The following is a 15995-nucleotide window of genomic DNA, read 5'->3' on the forward strand; positions in this document are numbered from 1 at the left end:
AGACAGTCTTTTTTATTAACAGAGATTGTTTACGAACTTTTAGCGTAAGGCTTTTGACTTTAGGACTTTTTGAACTAAATTTGCGCCACAACAACAACTAAATATAAGAACTAATGATTCATTTCTTCGGAAACGAAAGCAATACCGTTTTTGCCGTTCAGACGCAAAACGAACTTTCTGCTCAAGACATTTCAAAATTAAACTGGCTTTTTGGCAACACCCATAAAATAGAAAAATCCGTACTAGCGGATTTTTTTGTTGGGCCACGGGCTGCAATGATTACTCCCTGGAGCACAAATGCAGTAGAGATTACTCAAAATATGGGAATTGAAGGTATTATCCGTATTGAGGAATTTAAAAAAGTCACTACTGATTTTTCTGATTTTGATCCGATGCTTTCTCAGAAGTATTCCCAATTAGGACAAGAAATATATAGCATAAATATACAACCGGAACCTATCCTTGAAATTGAAGATATTGCAGGCTTCAATACAAAAGAAGGACTGGCATTAAGCAAAGAAGAAGTTGACTATTTGGAAAATTTATCCAAAAAACTAGGCAGAAAACTAACCGACTCTGAAGTATTTGGATTCTCACAAGTGAATTCAGAACACTGCCGCCATAAAATATTCAACGGAACCTTTATCATTGATGGAGAAGAAAAGCCTTCTTCCCTATTCAAGCTGATTAAGAAAACATCTGCTGAAAATCCGAATGATATTGTTTCGGCCTATAAAGACAATGTAGCTTTCTTAAAAGGACCAAAAGTGCAACAATTCGCACCTAAATCCGCAGACAAGCCTGATTTTTACGAAACAAAAGATTTTGATTCTGTTATTTCGCTTAAAGCGGAAACACATAACTTCCCGACAACTGTTGAGCCTTTCAACGGCGCGGCAACCGGTTCCGGAGGAGAAATCCGTGACCGTCTGGCTGGCGGGCAGGGTTCTTTGCCTTTGGCAGGAACAGCAGTATACATGACCTCCTATTCCCGACTGGAAGAAAACCGTCCATGGGAAAAAGCAATGGAAGAAAGAAAATGGCTGTACCAAACGCCAATGGATATCCTAATCAAGGCTTCAAACGGAGCTTCTGATTTTGGGAATAAATTCGGACAGCCGTTAATTACGGGTTCAGTCCTGACATTTGAACACGAAGAAGAAACAAACCCTGCCAGAGTTTTGAACTCTGGCAGGGTTGAAGAAGTTGAAGAAAACCGAAAACTTGGCTACGACAAAGTCATCATGCTAGCCGGAGGAATTGGTTATGGAAAACAAGACCAGGCTATCAAGCAAAAGCCAAAAACCGGCGATAAAATCGTTATACTGGGTGGTGAAAATTACAGAATTGGTATGGGCGGTGCTGCAGTTTCTTCTGCAGATACCGGTGCTTTCAGTTCCGGAATCGAGTTGAATGCTATACAACGTTCCAATCCGGAAATGCAAAAACGTGCTGCAAATGCTATCCGTGGCCTTGTAGAAAGTGATGCGAATCCTATAGTTTCCATCCATGACCATGGAGCCGGAGGCCATTTAAACTGTCTTTCGGAATTGGTTGAAGAGACAGGAGGCCTGATTGATTTGGATAAACTTCCTGTAGGCGACCCTACACTTTCTGCCAAGGAAATCATTGGAAACGAATCTCAGGAAAGAATGGGATTGGTTATTGGCCAAAAAGATATCGATACTTTACAAAGAATAGCAGACCGTGAGCGTTCTCCTATGTATCAGGTAGGTGATGTAACCGGAAACCACAGATTTACTTTTGAGTCAAAAACGACAGGAGCAAAACCGATGGATTTTGCTTTGGAAGATATGTTTGGAAGTTCACCTAAGATGATAATGACCGACACTACTGTAAATCGAAACTATACCGAATTAGAGTATACTCAGGAAAATTTTAAAAATTATCTGAACCAGGTCTTGCAATTGGAAGCTGTGGCTTGTAAAGACTGGCTTACCAATAAAGTAGACCGTTGTGTTGGCGGAAAAGTTGCCAAACAACAATGTGCCGGACCATTGCAATTGCCTCTGAATAATGTTGGGGTTATGGCTCTGGATTATTTAGGAAAAGAAGGAATCGCAACCACCGTAGGCCATTCTCCTGTTGCCTCCTTAATTGACCCTGCTGCAGGAAGCCGCACGGCAATTGCAGAAGCATTGTCTAACATTATCTGGGCACCAATAAAAGACGGCTTAAAAGGAGTTTCACTTTCTGCCAACTGGATGTGGGCCTGTAAAAATGAAGGTGAAGATGCAAGATTATATGAAGCCGTTCAAGGGTGTTCTGATTTTGCAATAGAATTGGGTATCAACATCCCTACAGGAAAAGACTCCCTTTCAATGAAGCAGAAATACCCTAACGGAGATGTTATTGCTCCCGGAACGGTAATTATTTCGGCGGCAGGTAATTGTACCGATATCCGAAAAGTAGTCGAGCCAGTTCTGAAAAAAGACGGTGGCAATATCTATTATATCAACCTTTCAGAAGATACTTTCAAATTGGGAGGTTCATCTTTTGCACAGGTTTTAAACAGAATAGGAAACGATGTTCCTACCATCAAAAATGCAGCCAATTTCAAGACTACTTTTAATGTCTTGCAAGACCTGATTAAGGAAGGAAAAATCCAGGCCGGACACGATATTGGAAGTGGTGGATTAATTACTACTTTATTGGAAATGTGTTTTGCAGATGTGAATCTGGCAGCTGATTTCGACCTGAGTAAACTGAATGAAAATGATACTGTAAAAGTTCTATTCTCTGAAAACATTGGAATTGTTTTCCAGGCAGATGCTTCTGTTGAAACTGTATTGGCGCAAAATAATATTTCTTTCTTCAATATTGGAAAAGTAAAAGATGGCAACACCGTAACCATCAAAAACGGAAACCAAAATCTATCTGTAGATGTGGCTGAAGCACGTGACACATGGTACAAGACTTCATATCTGTTAGACAAAAAACAGTCGGGAGAACTGAAAGCAAAAGAACGTTTTGAAAACTATAAAAAACAGCCTTTGCAATTTAAGTTCCCTGAACATTTTACAGGAAAAAAACCGGTAATTGACGCTTCAAAACCAAGACCAAAAGCCGCTATCATACGCGAAAAAGGAAGTAATTCTGAGCGTGAAATGGCCAATGCTATGTATTTAGCTGGTTTTGATGTAAAAGATGTCCATATGACCGACTTGATTTCGGGCCGTGAAACCCTGGAAGACATCCAATTCATTGGGGCTGTTGGAGGTTTTTCCAACTCCGATGTTTTAGGTTCTGCCAAAGGTTGGGCCGGTGCATTTTTATACAATGAAAAGGCAAAAACAGCTTTGGATAATTTCTTTAAAAGAGAAGATACGCTGTCTGTTGGAATCTGTAACGGGGCTCAATTGTTTATGGAATTGGAATTAATCAACCCAGAACATGAAGTACATGGAAAATTAAGACATAACGACTCTCACAAGCACGAAAGCGCCTTTACATCTGTGAGTGTTTTAGAAAATAATTCCGTAATGTTAAGCACATTAGCCGGAAGCACTTTAGGAGTTTGGATTTCGCATGGAGAAGGAAAATTTGATTTGCCTTATACGGAAGACAAATACAATGTTGTTGGAAAATATGGTTATGATAATTATCCGGCTAATCCTAACGGTTCTTTCTTTAATATTGCCATGCTATGTGACAAAACCGGAAGACACCTGGCTATGATGCCGCATATTGAGCGTTCTACTTTCCAATGGAACTGGGCTAATTATCCGGAAGGCAGAAACGATGAAGTTTCGCCTTGGCATGAAGCTTTTGTGAATGCAAGAAAATGGATTGAAAATAAAATCTGATTTTAAACAGAAGAATCCTTTCCCAGTGGAAAGGATTCTTTGTTTTTATCGTTTCCCTTTCATCATTACAGACCCGATTCCGGTAACTATACCAGAAGCGGCAAAGGCAAACATTCCTGAAGCAATCATTTCCTGACCGGCAAACAGTGCATTTTGTGTAATTGCATCATGGAACAATGACCCACCTGCTCCGCCTGCAATTATTCCGATTACTGACAAAACAGAAAAATCTCTCCAAGGTTCAGGGTCTGGATGCGGAGGCACTGGAAAACGCCACCAACCCGGAAACTTTGTACCACACCAGCCCATTGCTAAGTAAAATAACATTCCCATACTGATTCTATTTTATATAATGCCTACTCTTTTTGCTTTTCGGCTTACGCATTAACCAAATGTAGAAACAGTTATTTTATTGATTATAAGGCCATTCCCTGTTTTTATTAAGTAAAAACACTGTATTTTAGAGGGCAGAAATTACAGTATGAAAAGACAGTCCCGGTTATTATACTTTTTACTCTTGTCAGGAACAATCGTTCTGGGACTGTTATCCCGATTCATAAAAACGATTCCACTGTTTATAGGTGACATGCTTTATGCCATCATGATATACTTTCTGGTACGGTTTCTTTTTCCAAAAGCCAAAACCAAAACAACGGTTTTAATTTCACTTTTGGTTTGTTATATTATAGAGACGTTGCAATTGTATCAGGCCGATTGGATAGTCAGTATCCGTGATACCACTTTAGGTCGTCTTATATTAGGGCAAGGATTTTTATGGAGCGATATTCTTGCCTATACTTTTGGAATCGGGATTGTTTTTATGATTGAAAATATTTTAAAAAGTTCACGCAACCGTCAGCAAAAACGTTAATATTCATTGCCCGAAGAAAAAAAATCTTTACTTTTATAGGAATGACTTTTCTTATAAAGCGAAGTCATTACTTTTTAAAACTTTTTGATGGTTATGGCTTTAAAAAATGGAATAATTCTCAATGCTCCCGAACTTTCCAAAGAAAATTCTTTAAAGACACTGGTTGAAAACCGGACAATACATACTTTGAATCATTGTGAACTGAACCTGTTTGAAACTTATCAGGAAGCACAGCTGGTTCCTTTAAAATTTAATGATTTGGTTGTGACCAGCATGTTGAGAGGCAAAAAGGTAATGCATCTGTTTGATAAGGAAGGATTTGATTATCTTCCGGGTGAAACCGTTATTGTTCCCTCCAATGTAGAAATGAAGATTGACTTCCCTGAAGCTTCCAAACAAAATCCAACCCAATGCCTTGCCCTCGCTTTAGACCATTCCAAAATCAGCGAAATATTAAATCTGCTTAATGAAAAATATCCTAAAGGTCAGGATGAATACTGGCAGCTAAATGCCAATAATTATTTTTTCTATAACAATATAGAATTGGCAGCTTCCATACAAAAACTGATTAAAGTTTGCCTTAGCAATTCTGTAACCAAAGACATTATAGCCGATTTGACCTTACAGGAAATGCTGATTCAAATCATACAGCTACAGACCCAAAAAGGAGCCCAGGACAACACTCTTACAGATTCCAATCCGACACTTTCTCCCATTATAGCCTACATCAAGGCAAATATCAATAACAATATCAATATGAAAAAACTATCGGATGTAGCCTGTATGAGTACAACTGCCTTCCATCGTTTTTTCAAAAGAGAACTGGGAATCACTCCTATTGAATTTATCCTCCAGGAAAAAATAAAAATGGCAAAAGCCCTTTTAAGCGGGCAGAATATCCATGTAAATGAAGTTTCGTATGAACTGGGTTTTGAAGACAGCAATTACTTCATACGCCTGTTCAAAAAACACGAAGGAATTACCCCAAAACAATATCAAAAACTTACCGTTAATTAAACCGTTCTACGGGTTCCAAATCTTTGGCTTCTTCTTCTGTATACAATCGGGAATGGATAAAAAAGCCGACATCCAAAACGGATTCAAGGGAAAAACTGGCAGCCCTGCCTTCCATAGCATCCAAAGTAAGTTGGGTATGCTTCCAATATTCAAACTGGTCGCCAGCCATATAAAACTTACAACCTTCAATTTCTCCAATGCACACATCGTTGGAACCAATCAAAAAACCGCCTTTTTCAAAACAATGCGGATAGGAACCTTCGCAGCAGCCTCCGCTTTGATGAAAAATCAATTCACCATATTCTGCTTTTAGCCGTGCTATTACTTCTTTGGCTTTTTCGGTAGCCAGTACTCTTTTTGTAGCCATAACTGATTAAGAAATGAGCTCCCAAAAACAGGAAAGCTCATTTACTAAGTTAATTATTAATGTCAACTAATATTTTTACTTCGGATGGATTGGTCACAAGAGCTTCAAAACCATCTTTCACTATATTGTCGAGTTTTATTTTACTGGTTACTAATTTTTCAACCGGCATCCTTCCAGTAGCAATAAGATTTATTACTTCCGGGAAAATATTTCTGTAGGCAATAATTCCTTTAATAGTAATTTCTCGGACAACCTGCGTAAAGGCATCATGGCTTACCGGTTTTCCAAACAAAGCAACCAAAACAGCCGTTCCCCCGTTTTTCAAACTGGCCAGTCCGGCGTCAAATGTTGCCTGTACACCTGCCGCATCCAGAAAAATATCGGCACCTCCATTTGTCAGGTCTCTTACTTGCTGCGGAATATTTTCGCTTTTTCCATTAATAACGTAACTGGCTCCTATAGAAAGTGCTTTTTCCAAACGTTTTTCAGCCACGTCAACCACCACAACTGTTGTTGCTCCGGCAGCAATAGCCGCCTGTACGCATAAAAGTCCAATTGGTCCCGCCCCAAAAATAACACAGGACTGCCCTATTTTAAGACCGCTTTGCAAAACCGCATAAACCGCCACGGCCGCAGGTTCTACTAATGCTCCCTGCTCAAAACTCATAGAATCCGGAATTTTATGCACCATATAATCCTCGACAACCGTATATTTTGCAAAACCTCCATTAGAAGTCAATCCAACAAATCCGAGTGGTTCTGAAAGATTATACTGTCCATTCGCTATAAAAGGACTTTCGGGATTTTTAAAAATAGGTTCGACTACAACCCTGTCACCTTTTTTTATGTTCTTCACATTTTCGCCCACTTCGTTTACGATTCCCGCAAACTCATGCCCCAATGTTGTCACTCCCTGATGTCCGTTAAGCGGATAAGGCTTATCAAAAGGAATCAACATTGGTCCGTGTGTATATTCATGGAGGTCTGAACCACAAATTCCCGCAAATTGTACTTCTATCTGTACCTGATTCTTTCCGGGTGATGGCACTGTTGTTTCTTCTACCCGGATATCTTTAGCCGCATGCCAGCGGGCTGCTTTCATATTTGCCATAGTATATATTTTATTTTTTGGAGAATAAAAACACCGCATTTAAAATGCGGTGCCAACAATTAAATATTAAAAGAATCCTAATTTCTTTTTGTCGTAAGAAATCAGCATGTTTTTAGTGCTTCTGTAATGGTCGAGCATCATTTTATGGTTCTCGCGTCCGAAGCCTGATTTTTTATAACCGCCAAACGGAGCATGAGCCGGATAAGAATGATATTGGTTCACCCATACACGCCCTGCCTGAATAGCCCTCGGAACCTGATACAACTCATGGGCATCGCGGGTCCAGACTCCTGCTCCTAATCCATACAAGGTATCGTTTGCTATTTCTATGGCTTCTTCAACCGTCTTGAATGTAGTCACGCAAACTACCGGACCAAAAATTTCTTCCTGAAAAATACGCATCTTGTTATGTCCTTTGAAAATTGTAGGCTCAATATAAAATCCACCTTCCAAATCACCTTCCAAACGATTTATTTCACCTCCTAACAGTACTTCGGCTCCTTCATCTTTTCCTATTTTCAGATAGGACTGTATTTTTTGGTATTGCTCGTTGGAAGTCTGCGCTCCCATCATACAAGACTTATCCAAAGGATGCAGGGTTTTAATTGCTTTGGTACGTTCAATTACTTTAGCAATGAATTTGTCATAAATGTCTTCGTGGATTAGCATTCTTGACGGACAGGTACATACTTCACCCTGATTTAAGGCAAATAAAACGGCGCCTTCGATGGCTTTGTCAAAAAACTCGTCGTCTGCATCAGCTACCGATTTAAAGAAAATATTAGGCGATTTCCCTCCTAATTCCATAGTGGAAGGAATAATGTTTTCAGCTGCATATTGCATGATCAATCTTCCCGAAGTGGTACTTCCCGTAAAGGCTACTTTAGAAATCCTTGAAGATGTTGCCAATGGTTTTCCGACTTCGATTCCGTAGCCGTTAACAATATTCAATACGCCGGGAGGTAAAATATCACCTATCAGTTCCATTAAAACCATAATTGAAACCGGAGTCTGTTCTGCCGGTTTTACAACCGTACAACAACCAGCAGCGAGAGCCGGAGCTATTTTCCAGGTTGCCATCAAAAGCGGAAAATTCCACGGAATAATCTGTCCCACGACACCAATAGGCTCATGCAGTACAATACTAACAGTATTTTCATCATGTTCTGCAATCGTACCTTCATCTCCTCTGATTACTCCTGCAAAGTATCTGAAATGGTCCACAACCAAAGGCAAATCTGCCGCTAATGTTTCTCTGACAGCTTTTCCATTATCAATTGTTTCAACAATAGCCAGATATTCTAAATTGTCTTCTATAACCTGGGCAATTTTCATAAGCAGATTGCTTCTGTAGGTAGGCGAAGTCTTGCTCCACGACTTAAACGCTTCATGGGCCGCGTCCAAAGCCAATTCAACATCTTCTTTGCTGGAGCGTGCTGCCTGTGCAAATACTTTTCCATCAATCGGGGAAACATTGTCGAAATATTTTCCATGCACAGGAGGTACAAATTTTCCTCCTATATAATTATCATATCTTTCTTTAAACTGGGGTCTTTTTAGAATATCGCTCATAATTTAATATTTTTAGTTTTATCAAATTTGAGTATTACTAATTACGAATTATAGCATTATTCTATCAAAAAATAGCACAATTCTAATTTTAAGAAGAAAATAAGTAAATAAGACATCCAATAAAGACATATTACTAAACTTATATTAAAATAGTATATCACTATTTGAAAATATTGGCATTCTTAATATATTTTTTATAATTTGCAGATAAAATTTACCTCAATGAACAAAATAACACGCTTGTTTGATTTTCCTTACCATCAACAGGAAAAATACAGCATTCCCGATTCGTTGGTTACAAAGTATGATGGAGAATGGGTGAAGACTTCTACTGACGAATATATTTCAAAAGCAAACGCCATTTCAAGAGCCCTTTTGAGAATGGGAGTACAAAAAGATGATAAGATTGCGGTCATTTCATCAAACAACAGAACCGAGTGGCATATTGTAGACATTGGGATTCTGCAAACCGGAGCGCAAAATGTTCCTATATATCCTACTATTTCTGAAGAAGATTATGAGTATATCCTGAATCATTCCGGTTCTATTTACTGCATCGTTTCTGATGAAGAAGTTCTAAAGAAAGTAAATGCTATTAAAAATAACGTTCCCAATCTAAAAGAAGTTTTCTGCTTTAATACCATCTCCGGATGCAAAAACTGGACAGAATTACTGGAATTAGGTAAAGACGAAAGCAATCAGAGTGAAGTCGAAGCCAGAAAAGAAACCGTAACCACTGAAGACCTGGCAACAATCATCTATACTTCAGGAACTACCGGAAAACCGAAAGGTGTAATGCTATCTCATAAAAATATTGTTTCCAACGTATTGGGAAGCGAAAAAAGAATTCCGTTTCAAGCCGGAAAAAGTAAAGCGTTGAGCTTCCTTCCTATCTGTCATATTTTTGAAAGAATGGTTGTATATCTCTACCAGTATTATGGTGTGGGAATTTATTTTGCCGAATCGATTGACAAATTAAGCGATAACCTGAAAGAAACGAGACCGCATGTTATGACAGCTGTCCCAAGACTTTTAGAAAAAGTATATGATAAGATTTATGCCAAAGGTGCCGAACTTACCGGAATCAAGAAAAAGCTATTTTTCTGGGCGATTGAGCTTGGACTGAAATTTGAACCTTACGGAAAAAATGGCTGGTGGTATGAATTCCAATTGGGAATTGCCAGAAAACTGATTTTCAGCAAGTGGAAAGAAGGTCTGGGTAACAATCTTGAACTGATGGTTTCCGGTAGTGCTGCATTACAACCAAGGCTGGCAAGAGTTTTTGCTGCTGCACAAATTCCTGTTATGGAAGGTTATGGACTAACCGAAACTTCTCCTGTAATTGCTGTAAACGATATGCGTAACCACGGATTCAAAATAGGAACCGTAGGTAAAGTGATTGACAATGTGGAAGTCAAGATTGCAGAAGACGGTGAAATCCTTTGTAAAGGTCCAAACGTAATGATGGGCTATTATAAAGACCCGGAGAAAACTGCCGAAGCAGTCAAAGACGGCTACTTCTATACAGGCGATATTGGATTGATTGATAAAGACGGTTTCCTGAAAATTACCGACAGGAAAAAAGAAATGTTCAAGACCTCAGGAGGAAAATACATCGCACCCCAATTAATTGAAAATGCAATGAAACAGTCCCGCTTTATTGGTGAAATTATGGTTATTGGCGATGGTGAAAAAATGCCGGGCGCTTTCATACAGCCTGATTTTGAATTCGTAAAACAATGGGCTGCTAAAAAAGGATTGTCTATTGGCTCCACAAACAAAGAGATTGTTGCCAACGAAGAAGTCAAGAAACGTTTTCAGGAAGAAGTGGATGACATCAACAAAAAATTCGGACACTGGGAAATGATAAAGCGATTTGAACTGACACCGGAAGTTTGGTCCATTGACGGAGGAGAACTTACTCCTACTTTAAAATTAAAACGTAAAAACGTCAAGGAAAAATACCAGGATTTGTATGATAAAATATACAGAGATGCTTAAAAATAATACAACCGCAAATTTCCAGTTTGCGGTTTTTTGTTTTAAATAATTTATCTTAGCCTATTGTTGTGTCACTCTGCAGTCGCCTAAACATGCCCAACTATTTTTAAATGAAGAAATTAACTTTACTGCTACTATTGCTGCATTGTCTGAGTGTATGTAGCCAAAAAACATATACTCCTCAGCAAATGAAAGCCGATGTTGATTCATTGGTACAATATATTGAAGAAACACACCCTAATCCTTATTACAGGTATCCGAAAAAGAAATTTCAAAAAGACATTCAACAACTAAAAAATGAGCTAAATACCAATCTTAATGAAGTAGACTTTTATCTAGCCTTCATGAAGATTATTTCCAGGTTAGATGATGGACATACAGGAATAGATATTCCTTTGAATTCATACCTTAAAAAAAATCCTTCGCTTCTGCTCTATGAATTTACTCTATCACCACAAAAACCATATATCATTACGGGAAAACCCTATACTACAATAAAAAACGAAATTCCTAAGGACTCAGAGATTATCAGTATTAATAGTATTTCATCTGAAAAAATCATAAAAGATATTATAGCGTTAAATACTGGAGAGCGTGATGAGTTTAAAGCCGAATACGGTGCCAATTCATTCTTTTTCTATCTCGATTATCTTTATCATGCCAAAGGAATTTATAACATTACCTATAAGCTCAATGGAAAAAAGCAAAAAATAACCGTAAAGGGCGTTCCTTATCAGGATTATGAAAAACAGAGAAACCTGAAACAAGAAAATAGTGGAAATGAAGACACTACGGATACTGAAAATTATACTTTGAAACTAATTCCTGAAAAAAGTACAGCTATCATCAGTTTTCAGATTTTTGATTGGGATGGTTTTTCAGAATTCTGCAAACAGGCTTTTACAGAAATAAAAGATAAAAAAATTGAAAACCTGATTATTGATATCCGAAACAATCTTGGAGGCGATTCGGATGTAGGCGACGAACTGTTTCAATTTTTCATGAACCAACCTTATAAGCAATATGATCGCGTAATCGGAAAAAATAGCCGATTAATCAAAGAACGAATTCGCACACATGAAAGAAATGGAAAAATCCTTACATCAGAAGATTTAGCCATCTTAAAAAAGGCAGAAGGAATTTACGATACAATTGTATATGAAGAAATTCCAATCCGTGAAAATTCGTTGCGATTTAACGGCAAAATGTATCTGTTGACCAGCGCCCAGACCTTTTCATCTGCCGCCGATTTTGCCCAATGTTTCAGCAATTATAAAAGAGGGAAGATTATTGGAGAAGAAACCGGTGGATTGGTCGTCAGCTATGGTGATATAGTATCACATCAGCTTCCTAATACCCAACTACCCATTACCATTTCAAGTAAATTATATTACAATGTCGGAACAAAAACAGACGATTGGCATGGTGTTATTCCGGATATTAAAATACCTGCCGGTAAAGCACTGGATGGAGCTTTAAAAATAATCCAAAACCAATAATTTTAATTATTTAATGTCAATAGCCCTATAAACTTTTATTATAGCAAAGCTCATTCTACGCCCTGAAGAATGGCTAATTTTGGTTATCTGAAAATTACTATTCTTATGATAACCGGACTATACGAAACCCATATTCAAGTCAGTGACCTGACAAAAGCAGTCCAATTTTATACCGAAACACTGGGATTACAATTGGCTCATTATGATGAAACCAGACCCATAGCCTTCCTTTGGATTGGTGAAGGAAAAAAAGCCATGCTGGGACTTTGGGAGCAAAAGGAATCTTTACAAACACGACATTTTGCTTTTACCTGTGATATTGAATTTATATTACAACAGTCTGAGGGCTTTTTAAAGAACAACCAGCTCCAGCCTTATAATTTCCTTAAAAACGACTCATCAGAACCTATGGTTTTTGCCTGGATGCCGGCACTGGCTATTTATTTCAATGACCCTGACGGAAACCAATTGGAATTCATATCGCTTCTGGAAGGAAACGGACAACCTGAATTAGGGGTTTTGTCGTATGATAGATGGCTGGAATTGAAGAAATAATAATAAGCAAAAACAGCCGCAGATTCTTACATCTGTGGCTGTTGCTTATTTCAAGAAAATATCTTTCAATTGATTGATGACGTTGCCACCACCAGAAATAGTAATCTCACCAATTCTATCTGCGATTTTTTCGACATATTCCATCTCTTTCAATTTCCATAACATTTCATTTTCTTCCATTAATTTTGCCGTATTCAGCAAACTTCTGGTAGAAGCCGTTTCCTCACGTCTCATAATACTGTTGGCCTGCGCTTTTTTCTCAGCAACCAATACCTGATTCATGATTTCCTTCATATCTCCTGGTAAAATAACATCTCTGATGCCTGCATCTGAAACGATCAAACCTAAGTTTTTAATCTTTGCTTCGACATGTTCCAGGATTTCTTTAGCAATTGTGTCTTTTCTGTTCAACAACTCATCTAAGGTCAATTTGCCGACAAAAGCTCTTAATGCCAGTTGCATCAGTACATACAATTGCTTTTCAAAATCTTTATTGTTAATCAAAGCCTTGTAAATATCAGCTATTTGGTAGCTCACAAAGAAATTGATTCGTAAGCCGGCTTTGTCTTTTGTCAGTAACTCTTGTCCGGAAATTTCCAATTGTTGCTGTCTTGTATCAATAGTCTTAATTTCGACCGCAACAGCATTGCTCCAGAAATAATATGCTCCCGCTGTCACTTCTTTGACAAAAGTACCATTAACGAATAACAGTCCTTTTTCATAACTGGCTACGTTAAAACGTCTTACATAGGTTCTCAACTTCACATTATCCAGTAAAGCCAATGGAATCTGTTCTGTAATATACACCTTTGACAAATCTGCTTTTACGAATTCGTTTTTGGCATAGCCTTTCCAGAAAGCATATCTTCCAGTAAGCAAAACTTCCTTAAAGATGCCGTTTACATAATACAACGCAATTTCATTATCAGCAACTTCGACAATTTCCAACAAAGAAGCTAAAGCTTCATTTTGCAACAAGATGTTCAATTCAACTGGAGCTACAAAAGATTGCTTTTTTTCAAAAACCATCAACTCTTTGTTTCCAAACAGCCAGGAGCTGCCTTCTTCCAAAACATCTACCAATTTCTTGTTTTCAAATACCAAACCAACCTGGTAGGCATTGATACGTACTTTTCTAATCATTTTTTTATATTTTTTAATATTCAACATCTAATAAAAAGAGAACCTTTTTCCATCCTTTCTTCTGAACGGGAGCACTGGTTTGTCTTTTTCTAATCGGAATTTGTTTCCGGCTATTTTTAAACAAAAAAGTACCATGACGATATTGTTTATCAAGCCTAAAAGAAAAACCAATATTCCAAAGCCGCTACTGCGCTCACAGGTCCTGTCAAAAGTGCAAAAGACCAGACATTTGCATTTAGTCATTGCTGATAGAGACAGGCTCTCTTTCTTTTTTGAGCATCTTTTTAAGAGTGATGCCTCTCTTTCTTGCAGATTTTGAGCCTGCGAAGGGACAACCGCTGTCAAACCGATCGAATTCGGTGTAGGATTCGAACCTACGTAACTTCTATTGTTCTATCCAGATTGAACTATCTGCCTAAACAGAGTGGGATTCGAACCCACAACCCTTAGATGTGTGACCGTTTTTTGGAAAACTGCCCTAACCTCCAAATCAAGTTGCATAGAAAAACATAATACCCTAAGGCAACATTTCCTACAATGGTGCTATTCAGAAACACGCAACAGGACTTGTTTGATATTTTAATTTCAAGGAACTTTCTTATTTCTTTACAAAGATTTCAAAACCACTGCGCAATTATTCTGCGCAGTGAATTTAATTTATAAAAGTCCCAGTCTTTTCTGATGTTCCCGGTCTCTTTGTTCGATTGCTCCAAAAGGACTTCCTTTGAAATAGCCTATATTAACAAAGCCATTTTCTTCAGTTATGAGTGACTCTTTTTTGGTAACCGCTCCTGTGTATTTGGAACCATAATTGCCTGTGAGCTTTTTTGTAGCCGGATCCAGGTCACCCCATTCCGGTGTTTTTCCGTTATAGATAGGCTCAACAAAATAAATAATACCGGTTATCCTCGATTTCATCAGGAAACGCCCTGTTTCGTCCGTATTGGTCAAAAACCTTTTCAAGATGTCTTGTCTCATAATTACCATTCTTTAAATTAAACATTGTGGAACAGATTCGAGTTGAACGAATACCTTTAGTGCTTCAAACTAACGTGCATACCACATACACTACTATTCCTTTTGTACAGGAAGAGAGATTCGAACTCTCAAAGAACAGATCCTAAATCTGCCGCGTATACCATTCCGCCATTCCTGCAATTAATATGTCTGGGAAGCAGGATTCGAACCTGCGACCTCCCGCGTCCAAGGCGGGCAAACAACCTCCGTTATCTTCCCAGTTTTTTTAGGGTGCTTTCGGGAATCGAACCCTGTTCTTCAGAACCACAATCTGAGGTTTTACCTAATAAACTAAAAGCACCATTTCGGCTCATATCAAATTACTTGCAACTTTCTCCAAGAGACAGTCGGGAAGGTTAGCCAGTAACCCCAATGAGCCAGTTCCTTTCCAGAACTTATGTGACCCTGACAGGATTCAAACCTGTAACCTTCTGCTTCGTAAGCAGTTGCTCTATTCAATTGAGCTACAGGGTCATTACGGAGAGCAAGAGAATTGAATTCTCATTCCCTTTTAGGCATAAAAAAAGCACCTCGTTAAAGGTGCTTCATATCATACTATCAGGATAAGATTATCCAATCAGCCTGTAATGATTATACACCTGTGTTTTATAAAATCGGCTATCCAGACTCGGGAAAGCTATATCTGTATTATGTCGTCTAAAAGCAAACACTTCTTTATAGTTGATAGTTGTTAGTTGATAGTCTATAGTTGTCATATCTTAATTCTTAATTCTTAATTCTTAATTCTTAATTCTTAATTCTTAATTCTTTCTTCGGCAAAGATAAAGTCGAAAAAATCAAACTTCCAAATTATTTTTACATTTATTTTATTGAAAATCAATTAGTTAAACTGAATTTTAGGCAAAAGAAACTCTGTCCGCGTTGAAGCAGATATTTCGAAATATTCAAATGACTGTCTCTCATTTGGTTAGTTTCCAATTCTTATTTTCTATTTTTTATATCAGGCATGAAACATTTTTTACTTTTTTTGACTATGTCTTGAAAGACACTTGTT

Annotated in this window: 13 protein-coding genes and 4 tRNA genes; 6 read left to right on the forward strand and 11 right to left on the reverse strand. The window is 38.0% G+C overall.

From position 1 onward, the window contains the following. Window positions 1-113: 113 nt before the first annotated feature. On the forward strand, window positions 114-3827 hold the full coding sequence (gene purL / locus BGO88_RS03450; protein WP_286705979.1) for a phosphoribosylformylglycinamidine synthase: 3714 nt from the start codon (window positions 114-116) through the stop codon (window positions 3825-3827). Window positions 3828-3872: 45 nt separating this feature from the next. On the opposite strand, the gene BGO88_RS03455 is transcribed toward purL, so the two are convergent. Next, window positions 3873-4160: a hypothetical protein gene (locus tag BGO88_RS03455; protein ID WP_286705980.1), complete on the reverse strand. Its 288-nt coding sequence runs from the start codon at window positions 4158-4160 to the stop codon at window positions 3873-3875. Window positions 4161-4308: 148 nt separating this feature from the next. On the opposite strand from BGO88_RS03455, the gene BGO88_RS03460 reads away from it, so the two are divergent. Together BGO88_RS03460 and BGO88_RS03465 are read left to right on the forward strand one after the other, a co-directional pair. Beyond that, entirely contained in the window at window positions 4309-4698 is a 390-nt protein-coding gene (locus BGO88_RS03460; RefSeq protein ID WP_286705981.1) for a ribosomal maturation YjgA family protein, read from the forward strand. A gap of 93 nt (window positions 4699-4791) precedes the next feature. Continuing rightward, complete coding sequence (locus BGO88_RS03465) at window positions 4792-5715, forward strand: AraC family transcriptional regulator (protein WP_286705982.1); 924 nt, start codon at window positions 4792-4794, stop codon at window positions 5713-5715. Here the strand turns inward: BGO88_RS03465 and BGO88_RS03470 are convergent. The 3 genes from BGO88_RS03470 to BGO88_RS03480 form a co-directional block, all read right to left on the reverse strand. After that, on the reverse strand, window positions 5708-6082 hold the full coding sequence (locus BGO88_RS03470) for a DUF779 domain-containing protein (protein ID WP_101471884.1): 375 nt from the start codon (window positions 6080-6082) through the stop codon (window positions 5708-5710). The genes BGO88_RS03465 and BGO88_RS03470 overlap by 8 nt on opposite strands. Window positions 6083-6131: 49 nt before the next feature. Then, window positions 6132-7193 (reverse strand): 2,3-butanediol dehydrogenase, encoded by a 1062-nt coding sequence (locus BGO88_RS03475; RefSeq protein WP_056071026.1) that lies wholly within the window; start codon window positions 7191-7193, stop codon window positions 6132-6134. Between the two features lie 66 nt (window positions 7194-7259). Further along, a complete protein-coding gene (locus BGO88_RS03480) occupies window positions 7260-8765 on the reverse strand; it encodes an aldehyde dehydrogenase family protein (protein WP_286705983.1) in 1506 nt (501 codons plus the stop codon). 222 nt (window positions 8766-8987) lie between these two features. Here BGO88_RS03480 and BGO88_RS03485 point away from each other — a divergent pair, with 222 nt between their 5' ends. The 3 genes from BGO88_RS03485 (at window position 8988) to BGO88_RS03495 (ending at window position 12820) form a co-directional block, all read left to right on the forward strand. Then, window positions 8988-10766: an AMP-dependent synthetase/ligase gene (locus tag BGO88_RS03485; RefSeq protein WP_286705984.1), complete on the forward strand. Its 1779-nt coding sequence runs from the start codon at window positions 8988-8990 to the stop codon at window positions 10764-10766. 110 nt (window positions 10767-10876) lie between these two features. After that, on the forward strand, window positions 10877-12265 hold the full coding sequence (locus BGO88_RS03490) for a S41 family peptidase (protein ID WP_286705985.1): 1389 nt from the start codon (window positions 10877-10879) through the stop codon (window positions 12263-12265). Between the two features lie 105 nt (window positions 12266-12370). Then, window positions 12371-12820 (forward strand): VOC family protein, encoded by a 450-nt coding sequence (locus tag BGO88_RS03495; protein ID WP_286705986.1) that lies wholly within the window; start codon window positions 12371-12373, stop codon window positions 12818-12820. A 45-nt stretch (window positions 12821-12865) separates the two neighbouring features. Here BGO88_RS03495 and BGO88_RS03500 read toward each other — a convergent pair whose 3' ends face one another. From BGO88_RS03500 to BGO88_RS03530, 7 genes are all read right to left on the reverse strand, one after another. Then, complete coding sequence (locus BGO88_RS03500) at window positions 12866-13963, reverse strand: slipin family protein (protein WP_286705987.1); 1098 nt, start codon at window positions 13961-13963, stop codon at window positions 12866-12868. 657 nt (window positions 13964-14620) lie between these two features. Beyond that, window positions 14621-14941 carry a hypothetical protein gene (locus BGO88_RS03505; RefSeq protein WP_056071011.1) on the reverse strand — a complete coding sequence of 107 codons (321 nt, stop codon included), beginning with the start codon at window positions 14939-14941 and terminating at the stop codon, window positions 14621-14623. A gap of 105 nt (window positions 14942-15046) precedes the next feature. After that, window positions 15047-15119 (reverse strand) — tRNA-Leu (locus BGO88_RS03510). A gap of 10 nt (window positions 15120-15129) precedes the next feature. Next, a tRNA-Pro gene (locus BGO88_RS03515) sits at window positions 15130-15201 on the reverse strand. A gap of 9 nt (window positions 15202-15210) precedes the next feature. Continuing rightward, window positions 15211-15281, reverse strand: a tRNA-His gene (locus BGO88_RS03520). Between the two features lie 99 nt (window positions 15282-15380). Continuing rightward, window positions 15381-15454 (reverse strand) — tRNA-Arg (locus BGO88_RS03525). 95 nt (window positions 15455-15549) lie between these two features. Then, entirely contained in the window at window positions 15550-15696 is a 147-nt protein-coding gene (locus BGO88_RS03530; RefSeq protein ID WP_286705988.1) for a hypothetical protein, read from the reverse strand. Between the last annotated feature and the right edge of the window lie 299 nt (window positions 15697-15995).

Origin of the sequence: Flavobacterium sp. 38-13 (genome assembly GCF_001899155.1) — a bacterium.
Lineage (GTDB): Bacteria > Bacteroidota > Bacteroidia > Flavobacteriales > Flavobacteriaceae > Flavobacterium > Flavobacterium lindanitolerans.

Coding starts and splice junctions, on each gene's coding strand:
- purL (WP_286705979.1), top strand. CDS start 114: ATGATTCATTTCTTCGGAAACGAAAGCAATACCGTTTTTGCCGTTCAG.
- BGO88_RS03500 (WP_286705987.1), bottom strand. CDS start 13,963: ATGATTAGAAAAGTACGTATCAATGCCTACCAGGTTGGTTTGGTATTT.
- BGO88_RS03505 (WP_056071011.1), bottom strand. CDS start 14,941: ATGAGACAAGACATCTTGAAAAGGTTTTTGACCAATACGGACGAAACA.
- BGO88_RS03480 (WP_286705983.1), bottom strand. CDS start 8,765: ATGAGCGATATTCTAAAAAGACCCCAGTTTAAAGAAAGATATGATAAT.
- BGO88_RS03465 (WP_286705982.1), top strand. CDS start 4,792: ATGGCTTTAAAAAATGGAATAATTCTCAATGCTCCCGAACTTTCCAAA.
- BGO88_RS03530 (WP_286705988.1), bottom strand. CDS start 15,696: ATGACAACTATAGACTATCAACTAACAACTATCAACTATAAAGAAGTG.
- BGO88_RS03495 (WP_286705986.1), top strand. CDS start 12,371: ATGATAACCGGACTATACGAAACCCATATTCAAGTCAGTGACCTGACA.
- BGO88_RS03490 (WP_286705985.1), top strand. CDS start 10,877: ATGAAGAAATTAACTTTACTGCTACTATTGCTGCATTGTCTGAGTGTA.
- BGO88_RS03455 (WP_286705980.1), bottom strand. CDS start 4,160: ATGGGAATGTTATTTTACTTAGCAATGGGCTGGTGTGGTACAAAGTTT.
- BGO88_RS03475 (WP_056071026.1), bottom strand. CDS start 7,193: ATGGCAAATATGAAAGCAGCCCGCTGGCATGCGGCTAAAGATATCCGG.
- BGO88_RS03460 (WP_286705981.1), top strand. CDS start 4,309: ATGAAAAGACAGTCCCGGTTATTATACTTTTTACTCTTGTCAGGAACA.
- BGO88_RS03470 (WP_101471884.1), bottom strand. CDS start 6,082: ATGGCTACAAAAAGAGTACTGGCTACCGAAAAAGCCAAAGAAGTAATA.
- BGO88_RS03485 (WP_286705984.1), top strand. CDS start 8,988: ATGAACAAAATAACACGCTTGTTTGATTTTCCTTACCATCAACAGGAA.